30 protein-coding genes are annotated in these 26,231 nt (G+C 31.4%); 10 read left to right on the top strand and 20 right to left on the bottom strand.

Going from position 1 to position 26,231, the window contains the following annotated elements:
* Positions 1 to 32: 32 nt before the first annotated feature.
* Positions 33 to 812, bottom strand: coding sequence for an SHOCT domain-containing protein (locus ABD715_RS15825; protein ID WP_344789307.1), 780 nt, complete (start codon positions 810 to 812; stop codon positions 33 to 35).
* A gap of 129 nt (positions 813 to 941) precedes the next feature.
* The gene (locus ABD715_RS15820) at positions 942 to 1,616 is read right to left on the bottom strand and encodes an SIR2 family NAD-dependent protein deacylase (protein ID WP_344789306.1); all 675 of its coding nucleotides are present in this window, start codon (positions 1,614 to 1,616) and stop codon (positions 942 to 944) included.
* A gap of 283 nt (positions 1,617 to 1,899) precedes the next feature.
* Between ABD715_RS15820 and ABD715_RS15815 the strand changes: the two genes are divergently transcribed.
* Complete coding sequence (locus ABD715_RS15815; protein WP_344789305.1) at positions 1,900 to 2,553, top strand: TrmH family RNA methyltransferase; 654 nt, start codon at positions 1,900 to 1,902, stop codon at positions 2,551 to 2,553.
* Between the two features lie 12 nt (positions 2,554 to 2,565).
* Here ABD715_RS15815 and ABD715_RS15810 read toward each other — a convergent pair whose 3' ends face one another.
* Genes ABD715_RS15810 through ABD715_RS15790 form a run of 5 tightly spaced genes read right to left on the bottom strand, consistent with a single transcriptional unit; the run spans position 2,566 to position 6,678 of the window.
* A complete protein-coding gene (locus tag ABD715_RS15810) occupies positions 2,566 to 3,045 on the bottom strand; it encodes a DUF192 domain-containing protein (RefSeq protein WP_344789304.1) in 480 nt (159 codons plus the stop codon).
* 1 nt (position 3,046) lies between these two features.
* Positions 3,047 to 3,976: a prolipoprotein diacylglyceryl transferase gene (gene lgt / locus ABD715_RS15805; protein ID WP_344789303.1), complete on the bottom strand. Its 930-nt coding sequence runs from the start codon at positions 3,974 to 3,976 to the stop codon at positions 3,047 to 3,049.
* Positions 3,977 to 3,981: 5 nt separating this feature from the next.
* Positions 3,982 to 5,112: a peptidylprolyl isomerase gene (locus tag ABD715_RS15800; RefSeq protein WP_344789302.1), complete on the bottom strand. Its 1,131-nt coding sequence runs from the start codon at positions 5,110 to 5,112 to the stop codon at positions 3,982 to 3,984.
* A 5-nt stretch (positions 5,113 to 5,117) separates the two neighbouring features.
* Positions 5,118 to 5,666 (bottom strand): gliding motility-associated peptidyl-prolyl isomerase GldI, encoded by a 549-nt coding sequence (gene gldI, locus ABD715_RS15795; RefSeq protein WP_344789301.1) that lies wholly within the window; start codon positions 5,664 to 5,666, stop codon positions 5,118 to 5,120.
* Complete coding sequence (locus tag ABD715_RS15790) at positions 5,659 to 6,678, bottom strand: DHH family phosphoesterase (RefSeq protein WP_344789300.1); 1,020 nt, start codon at positions 6,676 to 6,678, stop codon at positions 5,659 to 5,661. The genes gldI and ABD715_RS15790 overlap by 8 nt, the downstream gene beginning before the upstream one ends.
* A 272-nt stretch (positions 6,679 to 6,950) precedes the next feature.
* Here ABD715_RS15790 and ABD715_RS15785 point away from each other — a divergent pair, with 272 nt between their 5' ends.
* Complete coding sequence (locus ABD715_RS15785; protein WP_344789299.1) at positions 6,951 to 7,370, top strand: nucleoside-diphosphate kinase; 420 nt, start codon at positions 6,951 to 6,953, stop codon at positions 7,368 to 7,370.
* A 79-nt stretch (positions 7,371 to 7,449) separates the two neighbouring features.
* Here ABD715_RS15785 and ABD715_RS15780 read toward each other — a convergent pair whose 3' ends face one another.
* From ABD715_RS15780 to recF, 4 genes are all read right to left on the bottom strand, one after another.
* Entirely contained in the window at positions 7,450 to 7,641 is a 192-nt protein-coding gene (locus ABD715_RS15780) for a cold-shock protein (RefSeq protein WP_344789298.1), read from the bottom strand.
* Between the two features lie 124 nt (positions 7,642 to 7,765).
* The gene (locus tag ABD715_RS15775; protein WP_034044451.1) at positions 7,766 to 7,957 is read right to left on the bottom strand and encodes a cold-shock protein; all 192 of its coding nucleotides are present in this window, start codon (positions 7,955 to 7,957) and stop codon (positions 7,766 to 7,768) included.
* Positions 7,958 to 8,055: 98 nt separating this feature from the next.
* Positions 8,056 to 8,352 (bottom strand): DciA family protein, encoded by a 297-nt coding sequence (locus ABD715_RS15770; RefSeq protein WP_344789296.1) that lies wholly within the window; start codon positions 8,350 to 8,352, stop codon positions 8,056 to 8,058.
* Positions 8,353 to 8,575: 223 nt separating this feature from the next.
* On the bottom strand, positions 8,576 to 9,655 hold the full coding sequence (gene recF / locus ABD715_RS15765; protein ID WP_344789453.1) for a DNA replication/repair protein RecF: 1,080 nt from the start codon (positions 9,653 to 9,655) through the stop codon (positions 8,576 to 8,578).
* 136 nt (positions 9,656 to 9,791) lie between these two features.
* Between recF and ABD715_RS15760 the strand changes: the two genes are divergently transcribed.
* The 8 genes from ABD715_RS15760 (at position 9,792) to ABD715_RS15725 (ending at position 16,694) form a co-directional block, all read left to right on the top strand.
* The gene (locus ABD715_RS15760) at positions 9,792 to 10,565 is read left to right on the top strand and encodes a tetratricopeptide repeat protein (protein ID WP_344789295.1); all 774 of its coding nucleotides are present in this window, start codon (positions 9,792 to 9,794) and stop codon (positions 10,563 to 10,565) included.
* Position 10,566: 1 nt separating this feature from the next.
* Positions 10,567 to 11,052: a 6,7-dimethyl-8-ribityllumazine synthase gene (ribH, locus tag ABD715_RS15755; protein WP_344789294.1), complete on the top strand. Its 486-nt coding sequence runs from the start codon at positions 10,567 to 10,569 to the stop codon at positions 11,050 to 11,052.
* A gap of 543 nt (positions 11,053 to 11,595) precedes the next feature.
* Positions 11,596 to 11,829, top strand: coding sequence for a hypothetical protein (locus ABD715_RS15750; protein ID WP_344789293.1), 234 nt, complete (start codon positions 11,596 to 11,598; stop codon positions 11,827 to 11,829).
* 18 nt (positions 11,830 to 11,847) lie between these two features.
* Positions 11,848 to 12,132: a riboflavin synthase subunit beta gene (locus ABD715_RS15745; RefSeq protein ID WP_344789292.1), complete on the top strand. Its 285-nt coding sequence runs from the start codon at positions 11,848 to 11,850 to the stop codon at positions 12,130 to 12,132.
* Positions 12,133 to 12,140: 8 nt separating this feature from the next.
* Positions 12,141 to 14,009: a DNA mismatch repair endonuclease MutL gene (gene mutL / locus ABD715_RS15740; protein ID WP_344789291.1), complete on the top strand. Its 1,869-nt coding sequence runs from the start codon at positions 12,141 to 12,143 to the stop codon at positions 14,007 to 14,009.
* Position 14,010: 1 nt separating this feature from the next.
* A complete protein-coding gene (locus ABD715_RS15735) occupies positions 14,011 to 14,769 on the top strand; it encodes a rhomboid family intramembrane serine protease (RefSeq protein ID WP_344789290.1) in 759 nt (252 codons plus the stop codon).
* Positions 14,769 to 15,659 (top strand): rhomboid family intramembrane serine protease, encoded by an 891-nt coding sequence (locus ABD715_RS15730; RefSeq protein WP_344789289.1) that lies wholly within the window; start codon positions 14,769 to 14,771, stop codon positions 15,657 to 15,659. Before ABD715_RS15735 ends, ABD715_RS15730 begins: the two co-directional genes overlap by 1 nt.
* 9 nt (positions 15,660 to 15,668) lie before the next feature.
* Positions 15,669 to 16,694 (top strand): endonuclease/exonuclease/phosphatase family protein, encoded by a 1,026-nt coding sequence (locus ABD715_RS15725; RefSeq protein ID WP_344789288.1) that lies wholly within the window; start codon positions 15,669 to 15,671, stop codon positions 16,692 to 16,694.
* Between the two features lie 34 nt (positions 16,695 to 16,728).
* On the opposite strand, the gene ABD715_RS15720 is transcribed toward ABD715_RS15725, so the two are convergent.
* From ABD715_RS15720 to ABD715_RS15680, 9 genes are all read right to left on the bottom strand, one after another.
* On the bottom strand, positions 16,729 to 17,037 hold the full coding sequence (locus tag ABD715_RS15720; RefSeq protein ID WP_344789287.1) for a DUF6122 family protein: 309 nt from the start codon (positions 17,035 to 17,037) through the stop codon (positions 16,729 to 16,731).
* A 6-nt stretch (positions 17,038 to 17,043) separates the two neighbouring features.
* The gene (locus tag ABD715_RS15715; protein ID WP_344789286.1) at positions 17,044 to 17,664 is read right to left on the bottom strand and encodes a WbqC family protein; all 621 of its coding nucleotides are present in this window, start codon (positions 17,662 to 17,664) and stop codon (positions 17,044 to 17,046) included.
* 43 nt (positions 17,665 to 17,707) lie between these two features.
* Positions 17,708 to 19,303: a signal peptidase I gene (gene lepB, locus ABD715_RS15710; protein ID WP_344789285.1), complete on the bottom strand. Its 1,596-nt coding sequence runs from the start codon at positions 19,301 to 19,303 to the stop codon at positions 17,708 to 17,710.
* 68 nt (positions 19,304 to 19,371) lie between these two features.
* Positions 19,372 to 20,079 (bottom strand): 4-hydroxy-tetrahydrodipicolinate reductase, encoded by a 708-nt coding sequence (gene dapB, locus ABD715_RS15705; protein WP_344789284.1) that lies wholly within the window; start codon positions 20,077 to 20,079, stop codon positions 19,372 to 19,374.
* A gap of 53 nt (positions 20,080 to 20,132) precedes the next feature.
* Positions 20,133 to 20,750: a DUF5683 domain-containing protein gene (locus ABD715_RS15700; RefSeq protein WP_344789283.1), complete on the bottom strand. Its 618-nt coding sequence runs from the start codon at positions 20,748 to 20,750 to the stop codon at positions 20,133 to 20,135.
* Positions 20,740 to 21,657: a ParB/RepB/Spo0J family partition protein gene (locus ABD715_RS15695; protein WP_344789281.1), complete on the bottom strand. Its 918-nt coding sequence runs from the start codon at positions 21,655 to 21,657 to the stop codon at positions 20,740 to 20,742. The genes ABD715_RS15700 and ABD715_RS15695 overlap by 11 nt, the downstream gene beginning before the upstream one ends.
* Before the next feature lie 3 nt (positions 21,658 to 21,660).
* Entirely contained in the window at positions 21,661 to 22,425 is a 765-nt protein-coding gene (locus tag ABD715_RS15690) for a ParA family protein (protein WP_344789279.1), read from the bottom strand.
* Positions 22,426 to 22,558: 133 nt separating this feature from the next.
* The gene (locus ABD715_RS15685) at positions 22,559 to 24,937 is read right to left on the bottom strand and encodes a TonB-dependent receptor domain-containing protein (RefSeq protein ID WP_344789277.1); all 2,379 of its coding nucleotides are present in this window, start codon (positions 24,935 to 24,937) and stop codon (positions 22,559 to 22,561) included.
* Positions 24,938 to 25,086: 149 nt separating this feature from the next.
* The gene (locus ABD715_RS15680; RefSeq protein ID WP_344789276.1) at positions 25,087 to 26,229 is read right to left on the bottom strand and encodes a helix-turn-helix domain-containing protein; all 1,143 of its coding nucleotides are present in this window, start codon (positions 26,227 to 26,229) and stop codon (positions 25,087 to 25,089) included.
* Positions 26,230 to 26,231: the final 2 nt, after the last annotated feature.

The following is a 26,231-nucleotide window of genomic DNA, read 5'->3' as shown; positions in this document are numbered from 1 at the left end:
TCAATAATTTATAATAAGTTTTAAGTATGCTTTTATAGCCTGCTAAGTAAATCAGTTTTTTTGTTTTCGAATTCTTCTAGGGTAATAAAACCTTTGTCTTTTAAACTAGCGAGCTTTTCTATTTTACCAAAAATATCTTCTTCTAAATCGGTATTAGTTATGTTGTGTGTTGTCTCTTCTATTATAGGAGCTATTTGTGCTTTTGTAATAACATTATTATTGACTTGTTGCGGTTTCTCAATATGTTCTTTGCCAGATACAATAGGTAAGGTATTTAAATCTACCGTGCCAAACTGACTAGTAAATGTAACCGAGTAATTTCCTCCTTGTTGTTGGCCAACACCACCAATTTGGTTATTAAGGGTATCGAAAATAATAACTTCTCCATTTTGTTGTATAGCTAAACGGTTAATGTTAGAAAAGATGGCGTAGCTAGTTCCGTTTTGGCTTCCTGTAGAATTAGGAAATCCTAAATTGCCCCACCAATTACTAGATTGAAAACCATTTTGATTTTTTGGTTTTGGTAAGGGTTTGTATTGTATGTCGCCTTGATTTATTAAGTTAGATAGCTCGAAACAAAGTCCGTCTACAGTGGCTTTAAGTTGGTTGTTAAACATATCGCCAACCATAGTCATGCCACCAAGCATCCACTGGCCACCACCACCTAATTCTGGAATGTTAAATTGTGCCATGGTGCCATTACTAGGCATTAAGGTATAGGTTAAATCTGTAACAGCGTTAGTGCTTATACTATAGCGGTTTGCTATGTTTACCATGTTTTGAAAACTAGCATCTGTAAATATTGCATTCATAGTTATATCTATCTTTTAGTAAAATGCTATTTCAACATTTTTTGCAAAGGTAGTTTATAGTACTGCAATTAAAATTCTTTTTAGGTTAAGCTTTTGATAATTAGTAAGAAAACGCTGGTTTTTTAAAAGTTATAGCAATTTTATAACTTTATTTACGCCAACAGTTGCTTTTTCTGCTATAACAGTTAGATTTGTTTTGCTTTCTATATTTGGTTTAGGGTCTATAAAGTAAATAGTTGTGTTTTCTGGAGCATAATGCATTAAACTTGCAGCAGGATATACTTGCATGGATGTGCCAATAATAATTAAAACATCTGCGGTTTTACATACCTCTATAGCTTTATCCATCATGGTTACATCTTCTCCAAACCATACTATGTGTGGTCTTAGTTGGTGTCCGTTTTTGCAGGTATCTCCTAAAACTAAATTTTTAGTCCAAGTTTGTATGTCGTTTTGGTTTTTTGTGCTGCGTACTTTTAATAATTCGCCATGTAGGTGTATTACATTTGTACTTCCTGCACGTTCGTGTAAATCGTCTACATTTTGTGTAATTATGGTTGTTTTAAAGGCTTTTTCTAGTTTAGCTAAATCTAAATGCGCTTGATTTGGTAGTACTTCTAGCAGTTGTTTTCTGCGTTGATTATAAAACTCTAATACAAGTTTGGGGTTTATTGCAAAACCTTGTGGTGTGGCTATTTGCATAACATCGTGACCTTCCCACAATCCATCTGCATCTCTAAAGGTTTTTATACCGCTCTCTGCACTTATACCTGCACCTGTTAGTACCACTATATGTTTTTTCATTTTATAAAATTAGATAATATATTTTTTTGAACAAGTTGAACTTGTGTTATTTTTTATGAATATGCTACTTTTGGTTTTTGCGTTAAGGATTGATGCGGTATCCTTTTTTTTACTTTGATAAATAGGTATGGTTACGAGGCGTTTTGCGACGAAGTAACTTCTTGGTGTTAAAACCTAGCCATGTTAAGAAGTAATGTAGTTTAAATATTAACTAAAAAAAAAGATATAGCGGAAAGCCTGACCCTTGTGGTAACGCCCCAAATTATTTGTTATTTTTGAATTTATGATTGATTTAAAACTTTTGGAGCATTTAGAAACTTATCTGTCTGATAATAGAAAAGCGCGTTTTAATGCGGTATTAAAAGAGCGTACTAAACATTTTACAGTGGCTACCGAGGATGTATACCAATTGCACAATACCAGTGCTGTAATACGTAGTTGCGATGTGTTTGGTGTGCAGGAGGTTAATATTGTTGAAGAGCAAAACTCTAAGACTATAGATAGGGAGATTGCTATGGGCGCTCAAAAATGGGTGGATGTTAATAGGTTTGATTCTGTAAAGTCGTGTATTAAAGATTTAAAAGCGAAGGGTTATCAAATTGTGGCTACAACACCGCATGAAAACGATGCTGTTTTACATGAGTTTGATATTACTAAAAAATCGTGTTTCTTTTTTGGTAGAGAAACCGAGGGTTTAACCCAGGATGTTATTGATGAGGCAGATAGCTTTTTAAAAATACCTATGGTTGGTTTTACAGAGAGCTTAAACATATCTGTATCTGCTGCTATAATTTTACAGCATGTTACTACAGAGTTGCGTAAAACGAATATAAATTGGCGCTTAACTAAAGAAGAGTTTGACGAGAAACGATTAGATTGGGTTAAGAAAACAATTAAAAGTTACGACGATATTGTAAAGCGATTTTATGAGATATAGTATTATTTTATATTAAAATTTTAATTGATCGCCAATACTAACTTGCCAATAATCTACTTTGCCTGCATTAACTTCTAGAACGTACTGCGCTGGTTGGTTTGATGGTAGGGAGGTTTCGTCTAACGGTTTTGCGTTTTTTTGAAAGCTTACAATGGTTTTGTTTTGATCTATAAAAATAAGGTCTAGTGGTATATGCGTATTTTTCATGTAAAAATTACGCAGACTTTCATCTTTAAAAACAAAAAGCATAGCTTGGTTTGCTTGCATGTTGTTTCTATACATTAAACCTGTTTGTATGTCGTAATCGGTATCTGCAATTTCTATATCTAATTTAACAAGAATAGAATCTGTATCTTTTTTAATGATAGAAAGTTCGCCTTCTTTAGTAAATGCTATTTCCGTTTGTTTAACGGTTTTCTTTTCTTCTTTACAAGAGAAAGTAAACGCCAAAAAAGTTAATAGCGTTAGTGTATAACATGTTCTGTTTTTCATGTTATTTTACTGCATTTTTGGGTTTGTACATAAACATAAAATATAAACCAATAATTACAAATGGTATGCTTAACCATTGGCCTGTGTTAAGGGCCCACTCTGCACGTTCTATGTTTTGTGCTTCTTTTACAAACTCTACAAAGAAACGAATAGTCCATAATAACACTAAAAATAAGCCAAATAGAAAACCAGATTGATTTTTTTTCTCTGTTTTAGTATAGAAATACCATAAAATTAAGAATACAAAAATATAACAGAAAGATTCGTACAATTGCGCTGGGTGCCTGTATGGTACTTCTTGTAATAAGTTTGCAAATTGTGGCGTGTCTGCAATGGCATTGTATGCTTTTTGCACATCTTTAATACCTGTGGCACGAACTGCTTCGTATTTGTTGTAATACTCTTGAATAAAACGTACACCCAATGGGAAATCGCCAGATTCTTTACCAATAATTTCTGAGTTTATAAAGTTACCTATTCTTATAAAAACAGCTCCTGAGGCTACGGTAATTACTACTCTATCTAAAATCCAGAGTAACGATTTGTAATTGTATTTACGTCTGTATAAATACATGCCTACAATAATACCTATTGCTGCACCGTGGCTTGCAAGACCTTGAAAACCTGTAAACTCGAATCCGCCTTTAAATTTAACGGGTAGAAAAATGCTGAAAAAATCTTCTGTTATTAATTCTGCTTGATAAAATAAAACGTGTCCTAATCTAGCACCCAGCATAGTTGCTAAAACAGTGTATATAAATAAAGGATCTAAGTACTCTAAAGATACTTTCTCTTTAGTAAAAATACGTTTCATTAATTGCCAACCCAAAAGAAATGCTATAACCCACATAAGGCTATAAAAGTGGAGTTTAAAGCTTCCTATAATATCAATTCCTGTTATAGGGTTCCAATCAAATTTTAATATGTGCATAAGTTTTATTTTATAATTTCAAGAATTTCAACTTCAAAAATAATATTAGATTTAGCTGGTATTCCGCGATTTCCTGCTTCTCCGTAGGCTAAATGGTATGGAATAAATAAAGTGGCTTTATCTCCAACATTAAGTTGTTGTAAACCTTCTTTAAATCCAGCAATCATACCTGCGCTAGGGCTAATATCGGCCTCTATAGGTTGGTAAGCATCTGCAGCTTTTCGTTTTTCGTTAACAATATCTAAAGCTTCAGCGGTTTTTAAGTTGCTTGTTTCTAGTATTTTTCCGCTTTCAAAATAAACCGCATAATGAGCAGAAACAATATCGTTTTCTGTTAGTTTTTCGCCTTTACCTTTTTCTGATACAAAATACTGTAGGCCAGAAGGTAAGTTAATGGCGTTTTGTTTTTGTTTGTCAAATTTAGCTTTAGTAGCTTCTAGTATAGCCTTAGCTTTAGCTTTCTTCTCTTTTTCAAGACGTTCTACTTCTGCAAAATGATTTACAAAAACATTGGGAGCATCAAACTTTTTGGCTTCTTTTCCTTTTCTTATAATATTTAATTCTTGAATAACAACATCTTCAAGAGGTCGGTCTTCTGGATTTGTTTTTACATTAGAAATAGAATCTTGAATATCTATACCTTCTATAAGTTGACCAAAAACATTATAGTTATTATCTAAAAAGGGTTTAGGTACCTCCATGATAAAAAACTGACTACCATTAGTATTAGGTCCAGAATTGGCCATAGATAATACACCTGCTTTATCGTGTTTTAAATCGGGGTGAAATTCGCCATTAAATTTATACCCAGGGTTACCAGACCCTGTTCCTGTAGGATCTCCTCCTTGAATCATAAACTTGTCTATAACACGATGAAAAATAAGGCCATTGTAGTACTTCTTTTTCTTGTATTCTTCTTTAACCATAGTATTTGTACCTTCTGCTAGAGATACAAAGTTAGCTACCGTAATAGGTACTTTTTTATAGTCTAATTTGGCAAGCATAACGCCTTTGGTTGTTATAATTTCTGCATAAATACCATCTTCCAAATCTGGATATTGTGCCTTGCAAGAACTTAAGCTTATTGTTATTAAAATGACAAATAAGCTTTTAAATGAGGTTTTTAAAACACGCATATTTATTATTTTGTTTGATTTTTAATTATAGAATTAACCGTTACTTGGCATATTAAAGGGGTGTTGCTGCCTATTTTATTTTCGTCGCCATAATAGCCATAGGCCTTTTGCGACGGAAATAAAAAGGTAACTGTTTCGCCTGGTTTCATAAGTTTTAAACCTTCTCTAAGTCCGGTAAATAGTTCTTCTTTATCCATAGCATAGTTTTGGGTTCTTAATTCTTGGTTGGAATAAATTACAGATCCGTCTAATGCTTTTACGTTGTAATTATAGTTTACTATGTCGCCAAACCCGGGTGTTATAAGCGAATCTGCTTCAGTTTTAGTATTATAATAGTACCAAAACCCACTTTTAGATGCGATGTAATTATTATCTTTTTTCTTACTCATTAACTCTTCTATATGCGATTGCTCTATGGCATATAGTTTTTTATTTCGTTCTACCGATGCATCAATAAAAGACCCTGTTTTTACAGAAATAGGTTTTCTAGCTTCAGGGGTTTTACAAGAAACAAAAAGGAGTAGGGCAACAAGTATGTGGTATAGTTTAGTCATTATTAAGAGCTTTATTATAACTAGGTAAGATACCAATAAATTTTTCAATGGTTTTTCTCATCGATAATTCGCTTCGTCCACCAGCAGCATTATTATGTCCGCCACCATTAAAATGAGATCTAGAAAATTCGTTTACAGAAAATGTACCTTTAGAGCGTAGCGATATTTTAATAATACCTTCCTGTCTGTCTTCTATAAAAATAGCAGCAAAAATAATATTGTTTAAAGATAAAGCATAGTTAACAACACCTTCTGTATCTCCTTTTTTATAATCGAATTTATTTAATTCATTTTGTGTTAAAGTAATATAGGCAGTTCTAGATTCTGGAATTATTTTTAAGTTGCTAAGTGCACATCCTAAAAGTTGAAGCCTATTGTAGCTATTGGTATCGTATACATTATTATGTATGGCATTATTATCTGCTCCTTTGTCTATAAGCTCTGCTATAATGCGGTGTGTTGTACTTGTTGTCGATCTAAACCTAAAAGAACCCGTATCAGTCATAATACCAACATATAAGCAGGTTGCAATAGTTTGGTCTATATTTTTAGTTTGATCTAGCATGGCAATAAAATGATATACCATCTCGCAGGTAGAGCTCATCGAAACATCAGAAAACGTGTATGTTGCATAATCGTCTGGTGCTTGGTGGTGATCTATCATTATTTTTAAAGCACTGCTGTTTGCTAAAACAGATTCCATATTACCTGTTCTATGAAAAGCATTAAAATCTAAAGTAAAAATAATATCTGCATTATTAATTAATGCATTACAATTATCAGTATCTGTATCGTGTTTTAAAATTGTATTTTCTCCAGGAATCCATTTTAAAAAATGCGGATAGTCATTAGGCGAAATAACTTGTACATCTTGATTATTTTTTAATAGAAAATGGTATAGTCCCAAAGTAGATCCAATAGCATCTCCATCTGGGTTTTTATGCGGTACAATTACAATCTTTTTTTTAGTAGAAAGTAATTGTTTTATACTCGTAATATCTTCTTTTGTCATAGGAGGCGAATATACAATTTTTTTAATTTTTCTTAAGTAAATAGGATGTGATATGATAGTTAAAACTATTATAAAAGATAAGGTTATTGGTAGCACTAGTTATATCATAATAAAAAGATGCTAACTTAAAAATAAGGCGATGTTATTAAATAGTGATTATGATTGCTTTACCTTGTTTTTTAATAGAAATGCACTACTTTTGCAGAAAATTAGAAAAAATAGGTGTGTTTAAATAAGACACATAAATTATAACAGAATAAATTTTTATTAAAATGGCAACAAATAGAACATTTACAATGCTTAAGCCAGATGCTGTAGAGAACGGACACATTGGTGCAATATTAGAAAAAATTTCAGCTTCAGGATTTAGAATTGTAGCAATGAAATTAACACAAATGACAAAAGCTGATGCAGAAGCATTTTATTCAGTGCATAACGAGCGTCCATTTTTTGGAGAGTTAGTTGAGTTTATGACAAGAGGACCAATAGTTGCTGCTATTTTAGAAAAAGAAAATGCTGTTAACGATTTTAGAACATTAATCGGAGCTACAAATCCAGCAGATGCTGCCGAAGGTACCATTCGTAAAATGTACGCAACCTCTATGGGCGAAAATGCAGTGCATGGAAGCGATAGCGACGAGAATGCTGCTATAGAAGGTGCTTTCCATTTTTCTGGTAGAGAAATGTTTTAAGCATAAAAAACATATATCAATAAAAAAATCCTGCCAATTGGCAGGATTTTTTTGTTTCTAAAAAGCAATAATATATATGTTATACAACTTTTACGTTTACTGCGTTTAATCCTTTTCTACCTTCCTGTAAATCAAATTCAACTAAGTCGCCTTCGCGAATTTCGTCAATTAATCCAGAAATGTGAACAAAATGTTCTTTGTTTGAACCTTCTTCAACAATGAATCCAAATCCTTTAGAATCATTGAAAAATTTTACTGTTCCTTTACTCATACTTTAAATATTTAATTAATAACTTGTTATAAACAAATATAATGCCAATTAAATTAAAAATCAAAAAGCCTATCAAAATAAATTGATAGGCTCCTTTTGTAAATTTTAGAATCTATATATATAATTAGATTACTTTTACGTTTACGGCGTTTAATCCTTTTCTACCTTCTTGTAGATCGAATTCTACTGCATCACCTTCACGAATTTCATCGATTAATCCAGAAATGTGTACGAAATGTTCTTTGTTGTTGTCATCTTCAGTGATGAATCCAAATCCTTTAGAATCGTTGAAGAATTTTACGGTACCTTTACTCATTGTATTTGTATTATAATAATTAAGCCACAAATATAGACTAAATAATAACACCAATGTTAAATTAATATTTTTATTTTAATATTTATTTAAGCGCCTAATTATCGAAGTATCAGTTTTTTAATTACTGTTTTGCCCAACTCTTCGTTAAGCATATCAATAATTTTTTGTTTCCCATAGCTTAATTCTTCACGTAGTACGCTAGAACTTAGTTGTATGTATAACGTTTCGCGCTCTAATTGTATGGCAGTAGTATAATTGTTTACGCCATTACCCATAAGTTTTGCCCAAGCATCAGCAACATTAACCTTGTCTAAACCTTTCTCAAGTTTATTTTCAGATACAAACTCCTTTAAAGCGTCAGATATGCTTAGGTTTTCTTTAATACGTTTAGCCATTATTTATAATTGTAAATCTTAATCATTAATATATGTAGCAAAAGTATTAAAAATATTTGGGCGTTACCCGAAAAGGGTCGGGCTTTACGTTACAAGTCCTCGCACCCAAAAAAGGGAGCTGTGGGCTTTTCTCTGCAATCCCTAACGCGGGCTACTTTGCTGCCTATGTTTTTTATTTGCGAAAGTTATCTTATTTTAAAAAAGGCAAGCGCTTAAAACTACTCTACAATTTAAACATCTCGTAACTCTGGTGTACCTGTTTAATAACATTTTCTGTACGTTCTGCATGGGTATCGCTAATAAAAAGTTGCCCAAAATTTTCGTCATCAACCAATTTAATAATTTGTCCCACACGGTTTTCGTCAAGCTTATCAAAAATATCATCCAACAATAAAATAGGATTTACACCACTTTGCGCTTTTATAAAATCAAACTGAGCCAATTTTAATGCTATTAAAAAAGATTTTTGTTGCCCCTGACTCCCAAATTTTTTAATAGGATGATTCTCTATATTAAAAGATAAATCATCTTTATGTATACCAACCGATGTATAGTGTAACGCTCTATCCTTATTAATATTTGCTTTTAAAAGTAAATTTAAATCGTTTTCAAATAAATGGCTGTCGTAAACCAACTCTACAACCTCGTTACCATTACTAATAGCTTCGTAACGCGATTTAAATATGGGAATAAAAGCTTTTAAAAACGTATCTCTTTTCTTAAAAATTTTAGAGCCATAATCGGTTAATTGCGTGTTGTATACATCTATCGTGTCGGCATTAAAAGTATGGTTTAAAGCAAAATATTTTAATAAAGCATTACGCTGCGCCAATACCTTATTATACTTAATTAAATCCGAAAGGTAATTTTGATCGCTTTGCGAAATAACACTATCAATAAATTTTCTGCGCGTTGTGCTACCTTCTATAATTAAATCTCTATCTGCTGGCGATATAATTACCAAAGGTAAAAAGCCTATATGCTCGCTAAACTTATCGTAAGCCTTGCCATTTCGTTTAATTACTTTTTTTTGTCCGCGTTTTAAACTAACAATTACTTTTTCGTTTTTTTCGTTTTTAGTGTAATCTCCATTTACAACAAAAAAATCTTCGTTGTGCCTTATATTTTGAGTTGCAACAGGATTAAAATAGCTTTTACCAAACGATAAATGGTATATAGCATCTAGCACATTGGTTTTTCCAATGCCATTATTTCCTACAATACAGTTAATTTTGTCATTAAAAACAAACGATTTACTATCAAAATTTTTATAATTAAGTAAAGAAAGCGATTTTAAAATCATATAAACAACAACTAAAAGGGCATTTATAGCCCAAACTGTGAAAAAGAAGTGCAAATTATTGAAAAATATCAAATAAATACCCTTTTAATTATGAAGAAAAATTATATTTTTGCGCCACATTAATTTAGAACGAAGCATGGCGACATATAATAAAAGAGGTTACAAACCAAAAACTAAGGTAGAAAAACAGGTTGAAGAAGAAGTAATAGAATCTACAACTGCTGAAGTTTTTAATACACTTGATGAAACAGCATCGAAAACAGAAGATTTCGTAGCAAAAAATCAAAAGTATATATTTATTATTATAGGAGTAGTTGCTGCTGTAGTTTTAGGCTCTTTAGCTTATAAAGAGTATGTGGCTAAACCAAAGCAAATGGAAGCTATGAACGATATGTTTCAAGCCCAAAAATATTTTGATCAAGCAGTTACAGGTGTAGAAAAAGATTCTTTATACAATTTAGCACTAAACGGTGGAGAAGGTAAGTTTGGTATGCTAGATATTATTTCTGAATATAGCGGAACAGATTCTGCTAACCTAGCAAGCTATTATGCAGGTACAGCATATTTACGCTTAAAAGATTATAAAAATGCTATCGAACATTTAAGTAATTTTTCTAGCGAAGACGAAATTTTAGCGCCTTTGGCAAAAGGTAATATTGGTGATGCCTTTGTGCAATTAAACCAAAAAGAAGATGCTTTAAGTTATTACGAAGAAGCAGCCAACATGAGAAACAACGAGTATACAACGCCTATGTACCTAAGTAAAGCTGGAGCTGTTGCTTTAGATTTAGGAAAAGCAGATAAAGCGTTAACGTATTACAAAAGAATTAAAGATGAGTTTGCCAACTCTACAGAAGCAGCTAATGTGGACGTGTTTATTGGTAAAGCTCAGGTTTTAGCAAATAAATAATATGGCTACGGTAAATAAAAATTTATCCGATTACGATAAAAACACAATCCCAAACGCGGAAAATTTCCGGTTTGGGATTGTTGTTTCAGAATGGAACGATACCATTACAGAAGGTTTATACAAAGGGGCCTACGACGCCTTAATAGAAAACGGTGTATTACCTAAAAATATTATACGTTGGGATGTGCCAGGAAGCTTCGAGCTTATTTATGGTGCAAAAAAAATGCAAGAACAAATGGTAAATGCAGTTATTACTATTGGATGTGTTATTCAAGGTGAAACAAAGCATTTCGATTTTGTATGCGAAGGTGTTACCCAGGGTGTTAAAGATTTAAATGTGTTACACGAAACACCAGTTATCTTTTGTGTGTTAACCGATAATACTATGCAACAATCTATAGATCGTTCTGGTGGTAAACACGGTAATAAAGGTACAGAAGCAGCTATTGCAGCTATTAAAATGGCAGAATTACGTCAAAATAGTTAGTTAACCCAAACCAATTAATTTTATACTCTTAAAAATTATTACTGCAGTTTCTAGTTTTAATAATGTATAGCAGAGTCTTTATGTCTTTGTAAATCTATTTAAAACCTGTTAGTTTGTAAGTAAGGTAAAACGTGTGCTCTGCGATTTTAGCGGTATAATAGCGTACTTACTCTGTTTTATGTGGTTTTAAAGTTGCCATATCCAATTACATCCCAAAATACTTTTGGTCTCGATTATTTACATTAACCTATATTGGTTAGCGTTTTGTTTAATTTTGAGATTCCAATCTTAACTTTACAAAAGGTTAAAATAAAGTATTATAAATACCAATCAAGATGAGATCCCTATCTATTTGCAGGTATTTATAAAGAGTAAAAAAAAAGATGTGTAAGGCAATAATGTATTAATTGCTTAGCCAATTAATCACAACATTATTTTTTTGTAAAACCAATAAACTTCGTTTTTGTTAACAAATTTTGGGAGTTGCACGCCCTGTTTCTACGTATTTTTAAGTATTTTTGATAGATAAGGATTTATACTATTTTGTTTAATAAAAGGAAAAATAAAACGTTTAATTATAAGCCAAGATTTTCTAAAGAAAGTCTAGAGCAGTCTCAGTTGGAAGATAAATCTAACCAAAAAGAATTTATATCTAAATGGCGTAGAGAAACTGGGCATAAAGTTAGAATGGGAAGTGTAATGCCTGTAAAAACTGTAATTTTACTTTTGGTATTATTATTGATTTGCATGTATGTATTAGAAAAAAACTATTTGTAAACTAAAACATTCAAAACTATGGGACGTCAAAAATTACCAAAGAACAAAAAGTATAGTTATACGCCACGTTATTACGATGATAAAGGGCAAGGTAGTCCATATCAAATTAAACATAAGTTTGATGAATTTAGATCGACAGTAGGCGGTAGTAAAGACTTAAAAACTAAAATAAATAATGCTTTAGATGAATTAAAAAATAATCCAGATAGAGAAGCAAACAGACGTACATTAATTATTGTTGCTGTACTAGTTTTAGTGTTTCTTTATATCATAGATTTCGATTTATCTATTTTCTTTTCTTAAAATAATACATGGCAGACATAATACAGCTCTTACCAGATCATGTAGCAAACCAAATAGCTGCAGGAGAAGTTGTACAGCGACCAGCCTCTGTGGTTAAAGAACTGCTAGAAAACGCAATTGATGCAGGGTCGTTAACTATTAAATTAATTATTAAAGACGCAGGTAAAACCCTTGTTCAGGTTATAGACGATGGCAAAGGCATGAGTGTTACAGATGCGCGACTAAGTTTTGAGAGGCATGCTACCTCTAAAATTAGAAATGCAGACGACTTATTTTTATTAAACACAAAAGGGTTTAGGGGCGAGGCTTTAGCAAGTATTGCTGCCATTGCTCATGTCGAGTTAAAAACAAAACAAGAAGACGATGAAGTTGGAGCTAGTATTGTTATAGAAGGGAGTAATATTACATCTCAAGATGTGGTTGTAACACCTAAAGGCACGTCGCTATCTGTTAAAAATTTATTTTTCAACATACCAGCGAGACGAAATTTTTTAAAGTCTGATACTGTCGAATTAAGGCATATTATAGACGAGTTTTACCGTGTGGCTTTAGCGCATCCAAATATTGCGTTTACAATGTATAATAATGGAAGCGAATCGTTTAACTTGCCCATTAGTAATTACAGACAGCGTATTGTTAACATATTTGGTAATAAAACCAACGAAAAACTAGTGCCTGTAGATGAAGATACAGAGGTTTTAAAAATCTCAGGTTTTGTTGGCAAGCCAGAGTATGCCAAAAAAACAAGAGGCGAGCAGTATTTTTTTGTAAATAATCGTTTTATAAAATCGGCTTATTTAAATCACGCCATAGCTTCTGCCTTTGATGGATTACTTAAAAGCGGAACACATGCTAGTTATTTTTTAAACTTAACAGTTAATCCGCAAACTATAGATATTAATATTCATCCTACTAAAACAGAAATAAAGTTTGACGATGAGCATACACTCTATGCTTTATTAAGATCTGCTGTAAAGCATAGTTTAGGACAGTTTAATATAGCGCCAGTTCTGGATTTTGAGCGTGACGCCAATCTAGATACACCATATAGCTATAGTAATAGCGAGACCAAACCTAGTACGCCATCTGTAACAGTCGATAGAAGTTATAATCCATTTAAAGAAGAAACAAGCTTTAAGTCTACACCACAACCTCAAAAAACGTCATATAAAAAAGAATCTACAGAGCATTGGGAGAGTTTGTATGTTGGAGTAGAGTCTAAAAGTAATGTAACTCAGCAAGATTTCTCTGAAGTGCAGTTTGAAAGCGAGCAAGCAACAGCTTCAATTTTTAGCGACGATAATCAAATAGAGCAGGTGCACACAACGTATCAGCTTCATAATAAATATATTGTAAGTACCATAAAATCTGGTATGTTGGTTATGGATCAGCATCGTGCACATCAACGTGTATTATACGAAGATTTTTTAAAAAATATTACAGTAAAAGAGTCTGTAAGCCAACAATTATTATTTCCGTTAGAGCTGCATTTTACAACTCAGGAGGTTGTTATTATTAAAGAATTAAAAGACGATTTAGAAAGTACAGGCTTTATTTTTTCTAATTTTTCTACCGAATCTTTGGAGATTACAGGTGTTCCTGTAAGTGTGCCAGAAAGCGAAGTGTCTATTATATTAGAACAATTAATTAGCGATGTAGAAAACGAAGTACCTGACAGTCATTTTAGTGCAACCGATTTATTAGCTAAATCTATGGCTAAAAGTTTGGCTATTAAAACAGGGCAGTCGTTAGAAAAAAACGAACAAGAACATTTGGTAAATAAACTATTTGCTTGTAAAGAACCTAATGTTTCTCCTACTAATAAAACCACGTTTATAACTATGAGTGTGGACGAATTAGATAAAAAATTTATATAATATGATGCGTATTTCAGATACTGTTAAACATTTAATAATCATTAACGTGATTATGTTTGTAGGTACCATGTTTATTGGTGGTGGTGAATTGTTTAGAGAGTGGTTTACTATGTTTTTCCCTAAAAACGATTTGTTTAAGCCTTGGCAAATTATTACGCATATGTTTATGCACGGTGGACCTTCGCACATATTATTTAATATGTTTGCTTTGTGGATGTTTGGTACACCAGTAGAGCACTATTTAGGTAGCAAAAAGTTTTTGTTTCTTTATTTATCGGCAGGGTTGGGGGCAGTAGCACTTCAAATGGGGTATTCTTTTTTTGTTTTTTACAAAGATTTAGATGTTTTGGTAAATGCAGGTTTCGATATTAATCAAATTTACGAAACGCTAAACACATCTATTGGTATGCGAGATACCAGATGGGATAAGTTTTTACCAGGAGAAGAGTTAATGTCTTTTTTAGAAGCGTTTAATACGGGTATGGTGGGAGCTTCTGGTTGCATAATGGGTGTTATGGTTGCTTTTGCAATGATGAATCCTAATGCAGAATTAATGATGATTTTTTTACCTATCCCTATAAAAGCCAAATTTTTTATTCCTGGAATTATTCTTATCGATTTAATTTCGGGTATAACAGGACAATCTATATTTAGCCCTAGTAATACAGCACATTTTGCGCATGTTGGTGGCGCAATAGTTGGCTTTATAGTTATGTGGTATTGGAAAAAAACGCAGTTTAATAAAAACCGTTGGAATTAATGACGTCGTTAAATTATGATATAAAAAACAAATTGTCTAATCTAAATGTGTTAGAAAAAATAATAGCGGTAAACGTTATTGTTTTTCTTGTGGCATTTATATTAGGTATTGTAATGCCTGGAGGTGCTCAAGCAAGTTTAAGTTGGTTGGAATTGCCTAGTACATTTTCAGAGCTTATTGTTAAACCTTGGACAATTATAACCTATGCTTTTACCCATTACGATTTTATGCATATTCTTTTTAATATGTTCTTGTTGTATGTAATAGCCAAGTGGTTTATAAACCTTTTTAATCCTAAAATGGCATTAAATGTCTATTTTCTGGGGGCTATGTCTGGAGGTTTTTTGTTTATTGTAATTTATAGTTTATTTCCTCAAACCTTTGGTAGTTCTAGACTTGTAGGTGCTTCGGCAGCTGTGCGTGCATTACTTATTTTTCTTTGTGCTTATATGCCTAACCGAGAGATGAGATTTTTTACTGTTAATTTTAAGTTTTGGTATCTAGGAGCTGCTGTTGTAATACTTGATGTTTTTGGTATTTTAGGAGGTATTAAAGACCCTATTTTGGGTAATGCTGGTGGAAATATAGCCCACCTTGGCGGATCTGCTCTAGGTTATTTTTATGCCACACAATTGTTAAAAGGGAATGATATTGGTAAAGGATTCGAAAAACTAGCAGATGCAGTTGTAAATATGTTTAAAGGTAGCAAAAAAGGGCCTTTAAAAACAGTACATAAAAATAAAAGTAAAGTTGGTGGTTATACTAAATCTGATTTTAATAAGTTTAATAATCAAAAAAAGATAGATATTATTCTTGATAAAATTAGTAAAAGTGGTTACGATAGTCTTACTGCAGAAGAAAAAGAACTACTTTTTAGAGCAGGTAAATAAATTTTATAAATGAAGAAACTGAGTTTTATTGATAAAATCTTGTATTTAATCAATGCTATATTGGTAGCAGCACTCTTGTTTTCTTATATTTTACCCTTTTTACCTCCTAAAAATTTTTCTGTACTTTCTGTTTTAAGTTTAGGAGTTCCGTTTTTAATCATAACAAATGTGTTGTTCTTTTTATATTGGTTTATAAAACTTAAAAAACACTTTATGATTTCGCTTTTTGTGCTTGTTTTTGGCTATATTTCTTTTGGGTCGTTATATAAGTTTTCGTCATCAAAAAAAGTGGAGAGCCATGGTAACTTTAAAGTGATGAATTATAATGTACGCCTTTTTAATTTATACGATTGGATTCCCGAAAAAGGTGTAGAAACTAAAATTATAGATTTTATTAAAAAGGAATCGCCAGATATTTTAAGTTTTCAAGAATACCATCCGCATAAAAATATAGATTTATCTTTTTTTAAATATAAATACGAGAAATTATCGGGTAAAAAAGTAAAGTATGGTCAAGCAATATTCTCTAAGTTTCCTATAATAAATTCAGGGTCTATAGAGTTTCCTAAAACTAGTAATAATGCCATTTTTGCAGATGTTGTTAAGGGTAAAGATACTATTAGAGTGTATAATATTCATTTAGAATCTTTGCATATTAATACCAATGTAGAACATCTTAAAAAAGAAGATTCTGAGCGTTTGTTTAACCGTGTGGGTACCACATTTAAAATGCAACAATTTCAAACCGAATTGTTTTTAAAACATAAAAAGGAATGTCCTTATAAAATGATTATTTCGGGCGATTTTAATAACACACCATTTTCTTATGTGTATAGAAAAATAAGAGGCGATTTAAACGATACTTTTATAGAAGCAGGAAATGGATTTGGAAGAAGTTATGATTTTAGATTTTTTCCTGTTAGAATAGATTTTATTTTAGCAGATGAAGCCTTTAATATTAACGGTTTTAAAGCTTTTGATGATCATTATTCAGATCATTATCCAATAATGACATCTTTAAGTTTAACTAATTAATATAGACTTAATTTTATACTAGATTTTTTAAACTTTACATAAAAGAACAATCTACCGTATCTGCAATTATATGTATAACCAATCCTAAGCCTATTAAACGCGTTTTCTTCGGAAATAAAAGTAATATATAGATGATAAGTGCGTAATAGGTGTGTAGCGGATGAAAATTGACGCTACACCTATTAGAATCGAAAATTGGAGTGGCTAACAAATGATCTAGATCTATAAGCATACCAAGTAGCATAAGTAAATAAGCATGTTTCCAGTTGGCTTTATAAAATACCAATGCAACAGTTAATGGTAATAAAAAGTGGCAGCCATAATGTGCAATAGTTTGTATCATTATAGTTTATTTAGCTAAAGTCTGAGACTCTAAATAATTTAAGGCATTGGGACCTTCGTTAAAAAGCAAATCTAAAATGCTTAAATTGTCTATATAACCATGTTTATTGCCAAAAACTTGAGTGTAAGGTTCAAAATTTTGAGCCTGCTCTTTTTTTGCTTGTACTAAATAACGGTAATCTGTCTTAGTATCAACGGTTTTATAATATGTTTCTGTTTTTTTACTGTTTATTTCTAATTGTAAGCAATTAGAAAGAACTTCAAAGCACTTAAAGTTAAAATCTAATATATAATTTGCCTTTTGATGGAATAAAGGATGTAACTCATCTTCATAATACTCAAAAAAAGGTGATGTTTTATAGGCAGATAGTAACGATTTCCAGTGTAAAATTTGCCACTTTTCCTCATTAAAGATTTTAACATCTCTATACTTTTGACGATTTTTTTGAGAGTAAATTACAGGAATATTTAAGGTTAGTTTACCATTTGCTCCATAAATATAAGCTCTATTTCTGTAGGTTTGCTTTAAAAAATTATCATCTACTTCAAAAGTCACTTCATTTGCTTGCGCTATAGCAACAAAAGTAGCTATACTAGAAAAGTATGTTGGATGTATTATAATACTCATTAAAATGCGTTTTAATAGCTTGTTTTATTGCTCTTAAATTTTACTAAGCATTTTCTTTTTTATATGCTCTCCACTTGTTAAAGCCAATAAAACCAAATAAAACAACTAAAAAAGGAATAAAAAACGATGTTGCTGTTCCGCTACCACCAACAGTAGTAAATAATCTATTCCAACGTATTTTGTCTAGTCCTTTACCGTGAGTATTCCAGCTCATCCATATAAAAACAGGTTTTCCAACAACGTGGTCAAAAGGTACAAGTCCCCAAGATCTAGCATCTAAAGAGTTGTGTCTATTATCACCCATCATCCAATAATAATCTTGCTTAAAGGTGTAACTTGTAGCTACTTTATTATTTATTAAAATTTGATTGCCATTAACTTTAACGGTGTTGCCTTCATATTCTGATATAGCACGTTTATAAAGCGGTAAAACGTTTAAATTAAGATCTATTGATGCCCCTTTTTTAGGGATATACAAAGGGCCAAAGAAATCGACATTCCAATTATAGTTTGGATCATGCGGAAAAATACTTAAATCTCTTTCTCCTTTTGTAGCACGTATTGGTGTAATACTTGCTACGTTTGGGTGGTTCTTAAATTTTTCTCTTGCTTCATCAGATATAGCAGAAAAATAATATGTGTTTTCATTATTTATAATACCAAAACCATCTGTAATATCGTATCTGTTAGCCATAACCGATGGATTAAAACGGTTTGTTTTAGGTTGTACATGGTAACTAAATTGTAAATGTGCACGGTCTGGTAATTCGTTTTGCTTCCCGTTAATATACACATAACCATTACGTATTTCCATGGTGTCGCCAGCTATAGCTACACAACGTTTTACTAAGTTTGTTTTTTTATCAATTGGTTTGTAGTAGTTTCTGTCTGGTTTAAAGTTATTCATATCCAGCAAAGTATCTGCAGGCTGATTAAAAACAACAATGTCGTTTCTTTTAATTTTTTCGAAACCAGGAATTCTTAAATATGGTAATTGTAATTTATTTAACCAAGATGTTTTTCTCTCTTCAAAATGATCGTTAAATAAGTATGATTTTTTGTTTAGTCCAGGAATGGTATCGTGTACCATGGGAGCTCCAACAGTGGTCATTGGTACTCTTGCTCCATAATGAAACTTACTTACAAATAGAAAGTCGCCAACTAGTAACGATTTTTCTAAAGAAGATGATGGAATTGTAAATGGTTGTATAAAGTAGGTGTGTACAACAGTAGCAGCTACAATGGCAAATAAAATAGAGCTTGTCCACTCTCCAGATCCAGATTTTGGTTGTAAACTTCTGTTGTTTACGTATTCTACATTTGCAATATAGTTTAGGTAATAATTATAAAATCCTAAAGTTATTATGGCAAGAAAAGTATCTAAGTAGCTGTTTTTTCCAAAGCTTCTAGCTGTTTCTACCCATGTTACCACAAACATAATAAGGTTTACAACAGGTAAGAATAGTAAAATAACCCACCAAACAGGTCTGTTAATTATTTTCATTAATATAACACCGTTGTAAACAGGTACAAAGGCTTCCCATGCTTGTCTACCAGCCTTAATATATAATTTCCAAGTTCCCAGACCGTGAATAACTTGAATAATCAAGATAAATATAAACCATTGCATTAATGTCATAATTGTAATTTTTTAATTCTTGTTGTTAGTGGCTTATTCTTTAAGTTATGTTACAAGCTATTTTGCTTTTAACCTATATTTAACACATCATTCATTGTAAAAACTCCAGACTTACCAATAATCCATTCTGCAGCAACTACAGCTCCTAACGCAAAGCCTTGTCTGTTATGGGCAACATGTTCTATATGTATTGTATCTACTTCACTTTCATAATCTACTGTGTGTGTGCCAGGTACATCTCCAATACGTTTAGCTACAATAGGAATACTGTTTTCTTCTGTAGCTTTATCTAGTTCCCATTTTTTATAATCACTATGTTCTGCAATTAAATCGTTAGCTAAAGAAATAGCTGTACCACTAGGAGCATCTAATTTTTTAGTGTGATGAATCTCTTCCATAGTAACATTGTACTGGTTAAGGTTACTCATCATTTTAGCTAATGTTTTATTAAGCTCAAAAAAGATGTTTACGCCTAAACTAAAGTTAGATGCATATATAAAAGCACCATTGTTTTCTTTACAAAGCGAAATTGCATTATCGTAATTGTCTAACCAACCAGTAGTTCCAGAAATTACAGGAACATTATTTTTTAAACAATTAGATATGTTATTAAAAGCGACATCTGGAATACTAAAATCTATAGCAACATCAGCTTTTGTAATATCGTAATTAGTGTCTCCTTTATCTATTTTTAAAACAATGTTGTGTCCGCGTTTTATAGCAATTTCTTCAATGGTTTTACCCATTCTCCCGTATCCTAATAGAGCAATATTCATGTGTTGTTTATTTTATAATTGTATTGATGCATTATAATTTTTGGCAATCAATATTAAAATTTAAAATTTAGCGATAAACCAACATTATTAGTTGCTTTTATATCGTTAAATTTATAGTGTGGTGCTAGTGTTAGATTTTCATCTACATTGTATTGCAGTAAATGCGCATCTACATTGGCATCAATAATATTTAAGGCATATAAGCCTAAGGTTACTAAAAGAGAAACCTCTTTATTTTTTCTAAATAATTTTTGAGCACGTTGTAAGCCTTCTGTAGTTACCCTTGGGGCTTCGAGTTTGTTGCCATTACCATCAAAATAAAATTCATCGGTTTCAAATCCTGCAAGCCTACTTTTATAGGCGTCTCTATATCTATTGTACTGGTTGTTATTGTCAATGTAAAAATACACACCTGTACCTAAAGCTGCATAAACAATTGGTATTTTCCAGTATTTTTTATTGTAGGCTTGGCCTAAACCAGGTAAAATAGCAGAATAAAAAGCTGCCTTTGCAGGAGCAAGAACATTTATAGGTGTACTTACTTGTATGCTGTCTTCTACAACAACGTTTTCTAGTATTTCGGTTTTGGCTTTTTTCTTTTTATTTTGAGCAATTAACGAAAAGCAACATAATAGAGAAAGTAAACTTGCTATTATAAATTTATTTGTCACGTTGAACTAATTTTTTAATACGATTAAAATCTTCTTCAGAGTGAAAAGGAATCGTAATTTTTCCCTTTCCATTTTTAGAGATTTTAACGTCAATTTTGTGTCCAAAGTATTCAGAAAACTCTTTTATGCCTTTTTTTATGTGTTTTGGCACTGTATCTTCATCTGTATCATCAGTTGAAGCGCTAGGCTTTTCTTCTTCTGGTTTATTGTTATTTCGTACTAAGCCTTCTGTTTCTCTTACAGATAACTTGTTGGTTAATATTTTTTCGTAGATATCTAGTTGATCAGATTGATCTTCTATTGTAATTAAAGCACGACCATGTCCCATAGAAATAAAGCCATCTCGCATACCTGTTTGAATAATAGGGTCTAATTTTAATAAACGCAAATAATTAGCTATAGTAGAACGTTTTTTTCCTACTCGCTCACTCATTTGCTCTTGTGTTAAATTAATTTCGTCTATTAAACGTTGATATGATAATGCTATTTCAATAGGGTCGAGGTCTTGACGTTGAATATTTTCAACCAATGCCATTTCTAACGATTCTTGATCGTTAGCTATACGTACATAAGCTGTAATAGTTTCTAAACCAAGTAATTTAGAGGCTCTAAAACGACGCTCTCCAGATACTAATTGAAATTTGTTATAATCTAATTTTCTAACCGTAATAGGCTGAATAATACCTAGTTCTTTTATAGATGATGCTAATTCGCGAAGCGATTCTTCACTAAAATTAGTACGTGGTTGAAACGGGTTAACTTCAATAGAGTTAAGATCTAACTCAATAATATTTCCTATTACCTTATCGGCATTTTTATCTTGACTAGATTGAATGTCGTTACTTGGGTCTTTTAAAAGAGCAGATAAACCTCTTCCTAAAGCCTGTTTTTTAGTTGCTTTAGCCATAATTTAAGAGTTTTTATTGATGATTTCTTTTGCCAAACTTAAGTAATTAACAGCGCCTTTACTACTAGCATCATAATTAATTATACTTTCACCGTAGCTAGGAGCCTCACTTAAACGTACATTACGTTGTATAATGGTTTGAAACACCATGTTGTTAAAGTGTTTTTGAACCTCTTCTACAACTTGATTAGATAGTCGTAAACGAGAATCGTACATAGTAAGTAGCAGACCTTCAATGTCTAACGACTTATTGTGTATTTTTTGAACACTTTTTATTGTATTTAATAATTTGCCTAAACCTTCTAAAGCAAAATATTCGCATTGTATTGGAATAATTACAGCATCAGCAGCAGTTAAAGCATTTAGAGTTAGTAGACCTAGAGATGGTGCACAATCAATTAAAATATAGTCGTAATCGTCTTTAACTTCTGCTAAAGCTTTTTTTAGCATATATTCACGAGATTCTTTGTCAACAAGCTCTATTTCTATGGCAACCAGATCAATATGAGCAGGTATAATATCTAAATTAGGTGTTTCAGATTTTATAATAGCATCTTTTACTGGGTGAGAATGCTCTAAAAGTTGATAGGTTCCTACTTCTACAGTTTCTACATCGATACCTATACCAGAAGTTGCATTTGCTTGAGGATCAGCGTCTATAAGTAATACTTTTTTTTCCAGAACACCTAAAGATGCTGCTAAATTTATTGAAGTTGTGGTTTTTCCAACACCACCTTTTTGATTAGCAATTGCAATGATTTTACCCATTAAAAAATTTGGTTTTATTAGAGACAAAAATACGATTATTTATGAGGAATAAAAATGGAATTTGTTAACAGTTGATTAAACTAATAAGCAGCTTGAAAAAGCTGCTTATTACATGTATCTTTTTGTATAGAAATTAATTAACCCTTCTGGTTTCTTCACTATTACCAAATTGCCTGTTTTTACCTTTTATTTTTTTGTTTCCAAAGTTGTAATTTAAAGAAAAACGTACATATCTGTTATTTCTATTTTGCCCATAAACTTGACGTACACCATTGACATTAGACTCTAAATTATTTAAATAAGAAGTCGCAAAAATATCTTTAACGAGTACGGAAAAATTTAAGCTTTTATCTAAAAATGATGTGCTATAACCCAAATCTATACTGTAAGAATCTCCTATTGAAAACAAATCAGATTTTGCTTTAGAGTTGTAGTTAGCATCCAACTGAATTTTGTTTTGGTTATCTATTTTAAAAGTGTTACTAGTTGAAGCTACATAAGAAATACCATTTTGAGGTTGCGCATTAATAGCATTATTAAATTTACTTTTAACGTGAATAAGATTAAAGTTATTGACGCTTTGTATCCAACTCAATTTATTATAAACATAGCTTTGCCCAATACCAATAGTGTATTGATTAAAAAAGTTTTCTCTTGTAACTATCTGCGTGTTATCTTCAATACTAGAAGTGAAAATTATTCCAGAAGCATTGCTTCTTATATTGTAAAATATATTAGTTGTTAGTTTGTTTTTAAAAGTGTGCTTTAGTTCAAAATTATCATTGAAACTAGGCTGTAAAAACGGGTTTCCTTGGTTGTATGTATTACTGCTTACGTAAATTCTAAAAGGATTTAAATGGCTAAATGCTGGACGTTGTATTCTTTTAGAATAACTAAATGAAAACACATTATTATCATTACTATTATGCATTATAAAAACAGTAGGAAAAAGCTTTGCGTAGTTGTTTTTGGTAGTTTGATTTAACTCTTTTGAAAACCCTTCGGTTTGTGTATTTTCTAACCTTAATCCTAATTGTACTTGCCATTTATCGTTGATGGTTTTGTTTCCGTTTATATAAATGGCTTGATTATTTTCTGTGTATTTAAATGAATTTGAAATGTTAGTATCTAATTCTGGAGTACCAGTAATTGTATTAAAAAAATCGAGTTTGCTCTCACTTTCTGTTGCGCTAATTTTTACTCCGTATGATAAGTTTATGGCCTGTATTGGATGTTCCATATCTACTTTAAAACTTCTGTTTTTTAAATTTTGAATTGAATTTCCTCGTGCAGATTGATTAATATTTTGAAACGTATAATTAGCATCATAGCTTTTGGTTAAAAAGTCTCTGCTTTTTTCAGCATCATAGTTAAAATAGTCTGCATCAATAGATAGTTTTCTTCCTAAAGTGTCCAATTTTGTAATAGCATGTAGGTTTAAACTGTTGCTTATTCTTTCATCAAATTCGCCACCATTATTTATTAATAAAGAATCTAAGGTATTATTGGTGTTGTAAATGCTAGTTACACTTGTATCACTAATATCTGGATTGGTTTTACTTCCTAAATATTGTATGCCAATGGTTGTTTTATCTGATAGTTGATAGTCTAAAAGTAAGCGGCCAGATAAAGCTTTTTTATGATCTTTTGTTTTAATATCTATATCCCAAGTACTTTCTGGATAATACACTTGAAAATCTTCTTTACCTCTAATATAACCTCTAGTTTTATCTAAACTTAAAGAAACATTCCACTTGTTTTTGTTGTAAAGTAAACTGTTTCTAAAGGTTGTAAAGTTGTAAGTATCTATATTGTGTGTAATCGCAACTGTGTTTTTCCAAGCGTTTTGGGTTCCTTTTTTTAGAATAATATTAATTAACCCGCCATTTCCTGAAGCTTCGTATTTTGCTGGTGGCGAAGTAATAATTTCTATTTTCTTAATGTCGTTTGCAGATAAAGTGTTTAGGTAGCTAGTAAGTTCTTCGCCAGAAAGTGGCAACAATCTATCGTTAATCAATACTCTTGGGTTTCCTTTTCCAAACATATTAATTTCACCGTTTTGTAATTGTAATCCAGGAGCAATTTTTAAAGCATCTAAAGCATCACCATTACTTGCGGTAATACTATTTTCTACATTAAAAATTAGTCTGTCTGGCTTTTGTTCAATCAGTTTTTTTCGACTTGTAATTACCACTTCGTCTAAAGCGTTTTGATCTGCAGTTAGTGTAATTAGTCCTAAATCCAAATTTTTTTCTAACTTAATGTTTGAAGTGTAAGTGGTATAGCCAACATAACTAATGGTAAGTGTGTAGATTCCGTTTTTTGCGTTTAAAGTAAAGTTACCGTCAAAGTCTGATGTGGTTCCAATAACATTATCGTTGTTTGGGTTGGTTAAAATAATATTGGCGAAAACAATAGGTTCATTGGTGTCTGTAATACGTCCTTTTATTTCAGATTGTGAAATAACAAATAATGGAAAAAATAAGATTAAAATTAAAACTGCTCGTTTCATGATGTTGATGTTTTGTTTGATTTACATTTTGTTTGATGCAAATATGAAGTAGAAACTAAAGCTATGCGACCGAATGCAAAAAGTCGAACTCTTTTTTAAATAAAAATGAGTTCGACTTTATCATTGTAAAACGTTCGACTTTTTACAAGTTATTGATTTTGAGTGATTTTACGATAGCTTGTAGGTGTGTTTCCTGTGTGTTTTTTAAAGGCAGTATTAAATGAGGATTTAGAATTAAAACCAACTTCGTATAAAATTTCTAATACGGTTTGTTTGTTTTTAGCTGGATTTTCTAAAATTTCTTTGGCTTTTTCAATGCGGAAACTATTAATAAAATCGAAAAAGTGCTGATTTAATTCTTGATTAATTAAGATTGATAATTCTCTTGGAGGAATACCAACTTGGTCTGATAAACTCTGTACCGATAATGAAGCATCCAAGTAAGGTGCTTCAGTAGCCATGTAAGCTTTTAATTTTTCAATTTGAGTATGTTGCTTGTTGTTAGCGGTATCTTCCTTTTCAGAAATCATTTCTTTTGCTAACTTTAAGTCTATACCAATTCCTCTAAATAACTTTGGAGATAATAACGCTTTAAAAACTAGCCAAAAACTGAAAAATAGGCCAAAAACTAATAAAATAACGCGGTAAATATTAACGATTTCAACCTCAAAAGCACCAGAATCTCTAATGTATCCTTTTAAAAATGTTAAGGCTTGACCAACTAAAATAAAAATTATGAGCTGCTTTAACCAATGGTAATTATAAAAAGCTTCTTTACTTGTGTAGTTTTCTAAAAGTAATTTTCTGTAACGTATTAGGTAATAGATTTCGGCGATGATGTATAGGATTTCTACAACGCGATTTATTTGTCTTATTACTCGAGCTTCAAAAGACTGTGAGTAATTTTGAAGAAATGCAGTTTGATTTGCTTCTGAAACAGAAAAGAAATTAGGAATTAAAATAATAAGACAAATTACCCAAGGTGTTAACAGTAGTAAATGTTTCGGTTTTAGTTTGAAATCAGAATAAATTACCGATAAAATATACAAGAATAGCAAAGGATCTTTAAAGCAAGACAGTTGTATTCTTAGCATTTCTAAAACAGGATGCAATTCTATAAGCGATGCGTAAAAAAACACGCTAATATCTACTGCAGTTACTACCAAAAAAGACGCAAGTAGCTTGTTACTTAGTTTTTTAGTGGTTTTTACGCTAACAAGAAACACTGCAAAAAATAGAAATAAAACAACTATTATAAGACTGATAATACTAATTATTGTAGTGTTATCCATAA

The sequence above is a fragment of the Postechiella marina genome, assembly GCF_039538365.1.
GTDB lineage: Bacteria > Bacteroidota > Bacteroidia > Flavobacteriales > Flavobacteriaceae > Postechiella > Postechiella marina.
Note: the sequence above shows the minus strand (reverse complement) of the source record. Positions and strands in the feature narration are given on the sequence as shown.

Coding starts and splice junctions, on each gene's coding strand:
- ABD715_RS15825 (WP_344789307.1), bottom strand. CDS start 812: ATGAATGCAATATTTACAGATGCTAGTTTTCAAAACATGGTAAACATA.
- ABD715_RS15820 (WP_344789306.1), bottom strand. CDS start 1,616: ATGAAAAAACATATAGTGGTACTAACAGGTGCAGGTATAAGTGCAGAG.
- ABD715_RS15815 (WP_344789305.1), top strand. CDS start 1,900: ATGATTGATTTAAAACTTTTGGAGCATTTAGAAACTTATCTGTCTGAT.
- ABD715_RS15810 (WP_344789304.1), bottom strand. CDS start 3,045: ATGAAAAACAGAACATGTTATACACTAACGCTATTAACTTTTTTGGCG.
- lgt (WP_344789303.1), bottom strand. CDS start 3,976: ATGCACATATTAAAATTTGATTGGAACCCTATAACAGGAATTGATATT.
- ABD715_RS15800 (WP_344789302.1), bottom strand. CDS start 5,112: ATGCGTGTTTTAAAAACCTCATTTAAAAGCTTATTTGTCATTTTAATA.
- gldI (WP_344789301.1), bottom strand. CDS start 5,666: ATGACTAAACTATACCACATACTTGTTGCCCTACTCCTTTTTGTTTCT.
- ABD715_RS15790 (WP_344789300.1), bottom strand. CDS start 6,678: ATGACAAAAGAAGATATTACGAGTATAAAACAATTACTTTCTACTAAA.
- ABD715_RS15785 (WP_344789299.1), top strand. CDS start 6,951: ATGGCAACAAATAGAACATTTACAATGCTTAAGCCAGATGCTGTAGAG.
- ABD715_RS15780 (WP_344789298.1), bottom strand. CDS start 7,641: ATGAGTAAAGGAACAGTAAAATTTTTCAATGATTCTAAAGGATTTGGA.
- ABD715_RS15775 (WP_034044451.1), bottom strand. CDS start 7,957: ATGAGTAAAGGTACCGTAAAATTCTTCAACGATTCTAAAGGATTTGGA.
- ABD715_RS15770 (WP_344789296.1), bottom strand. CDS start 8,352: ATGGCTAAACGTATTAAAGAAAACCTAAGCATATCTGACGCTTTAAAG.
- recF (WP_344789453.1), bottom strand. CDS start 9,655: ATGATTTTAAAATCGCTTTCTTTACTTAATTATAAAAATTTTGATAGT.
- ABD715_RS15760 (WP_344789295.1), top strand. CDS start 9,792: ATGGCGACATATAATAAAAGAGGTTACAAACCAAAAACTAAGGTAGAA.
- ribH (WP_344789294.1), top strand. CDS start 10,567: ATGGCTACGGTAAATAAAAATTTATCCGATTACGATAAAAACACAATC.
- ABD715_RS15745 (WP_344789292.1), top strand. CDS start 11,848: ATGGGACGTCAAAAATTACCAAAGAACAAAAAGTATAGTTATACGCCA.
- mutL (WP_344789291.1), top strand. CDS start 12,141: ATGGCAGACATAATACAGCTCTTACCAGATCATGTAGCAAACCAAATA.
- ABD715_RS15735 (WP_344789290.1), top strand. CDS start 14,011: ATGATGCGTATTTCAGATACTGTTAAACATTTAATAATCATTAACGTG.
- ABD715_RS15730 (WP_344789289.1), top strand. CDS start 14,769: ATGACGTCGTTAAATTATGATATAAAAAACAAATTGTCTAATCTAAAT.
- ABD715_RS15725 (WP_344789288.1), top strand. CDS start 15,669: ATGAAGAAACTGAGTTTTATTGATAAAATCTTGTATTTAATCAATGCT.
- ABD715_RS15720 (WP_344789287.1), bottom strand. CDS start 17,037: ATGATACAAACTATTGCACATTATGGCTGCCACTTTTTATTACCATTA.
- ABD715_RS15715 (WP_344789286.1), bottom strand. CDS start 17,664: ATGAGTATTATAATACATCCAACATACTTTTCTAGTATAGCTACTTTT.
- lepB (WP_344789285.1), bottom strand. CDS start 19,303: ATGACATTAATGCAATGGTTTATATTTATCTTGATTATTCAAGTTATT.
- dapB (WP_344789284.1), bottom strand. CDS start 20,079: ATGAATATTGCTCTATTAGGATACGGGAGAATGGGTAAAACCATTGAA.
- ABD715_RS15695 (WP_344789281.1), bottom strand. CDS start 21,657: ATGGCTAAAGCAACTAAAAAACAGGCTTTAGGAAGAGGTTTATCTGCT.
- ABD715_RS15690 (WP_344789279.1), bottom strand. CDS start 22,425: ATGGGTAAAATCATTGCAATTGCTAATCAAAAAGGTGGTGTTGGAAAA.
- ABD715_RS15685 (WP_344789277.1), bottom strand. CDS start 24,937: ATGAAACGAGCAGTTTTAATTTTAATCTTATTTTTTCCATTATTTGTT.
- ABD715_RS15680 (WP_344789276.1), bottom strand. CDS start 26,229: ATGGATAACACTACAATAATTAGTATTATCAGTCTTATAATAGTTGTT.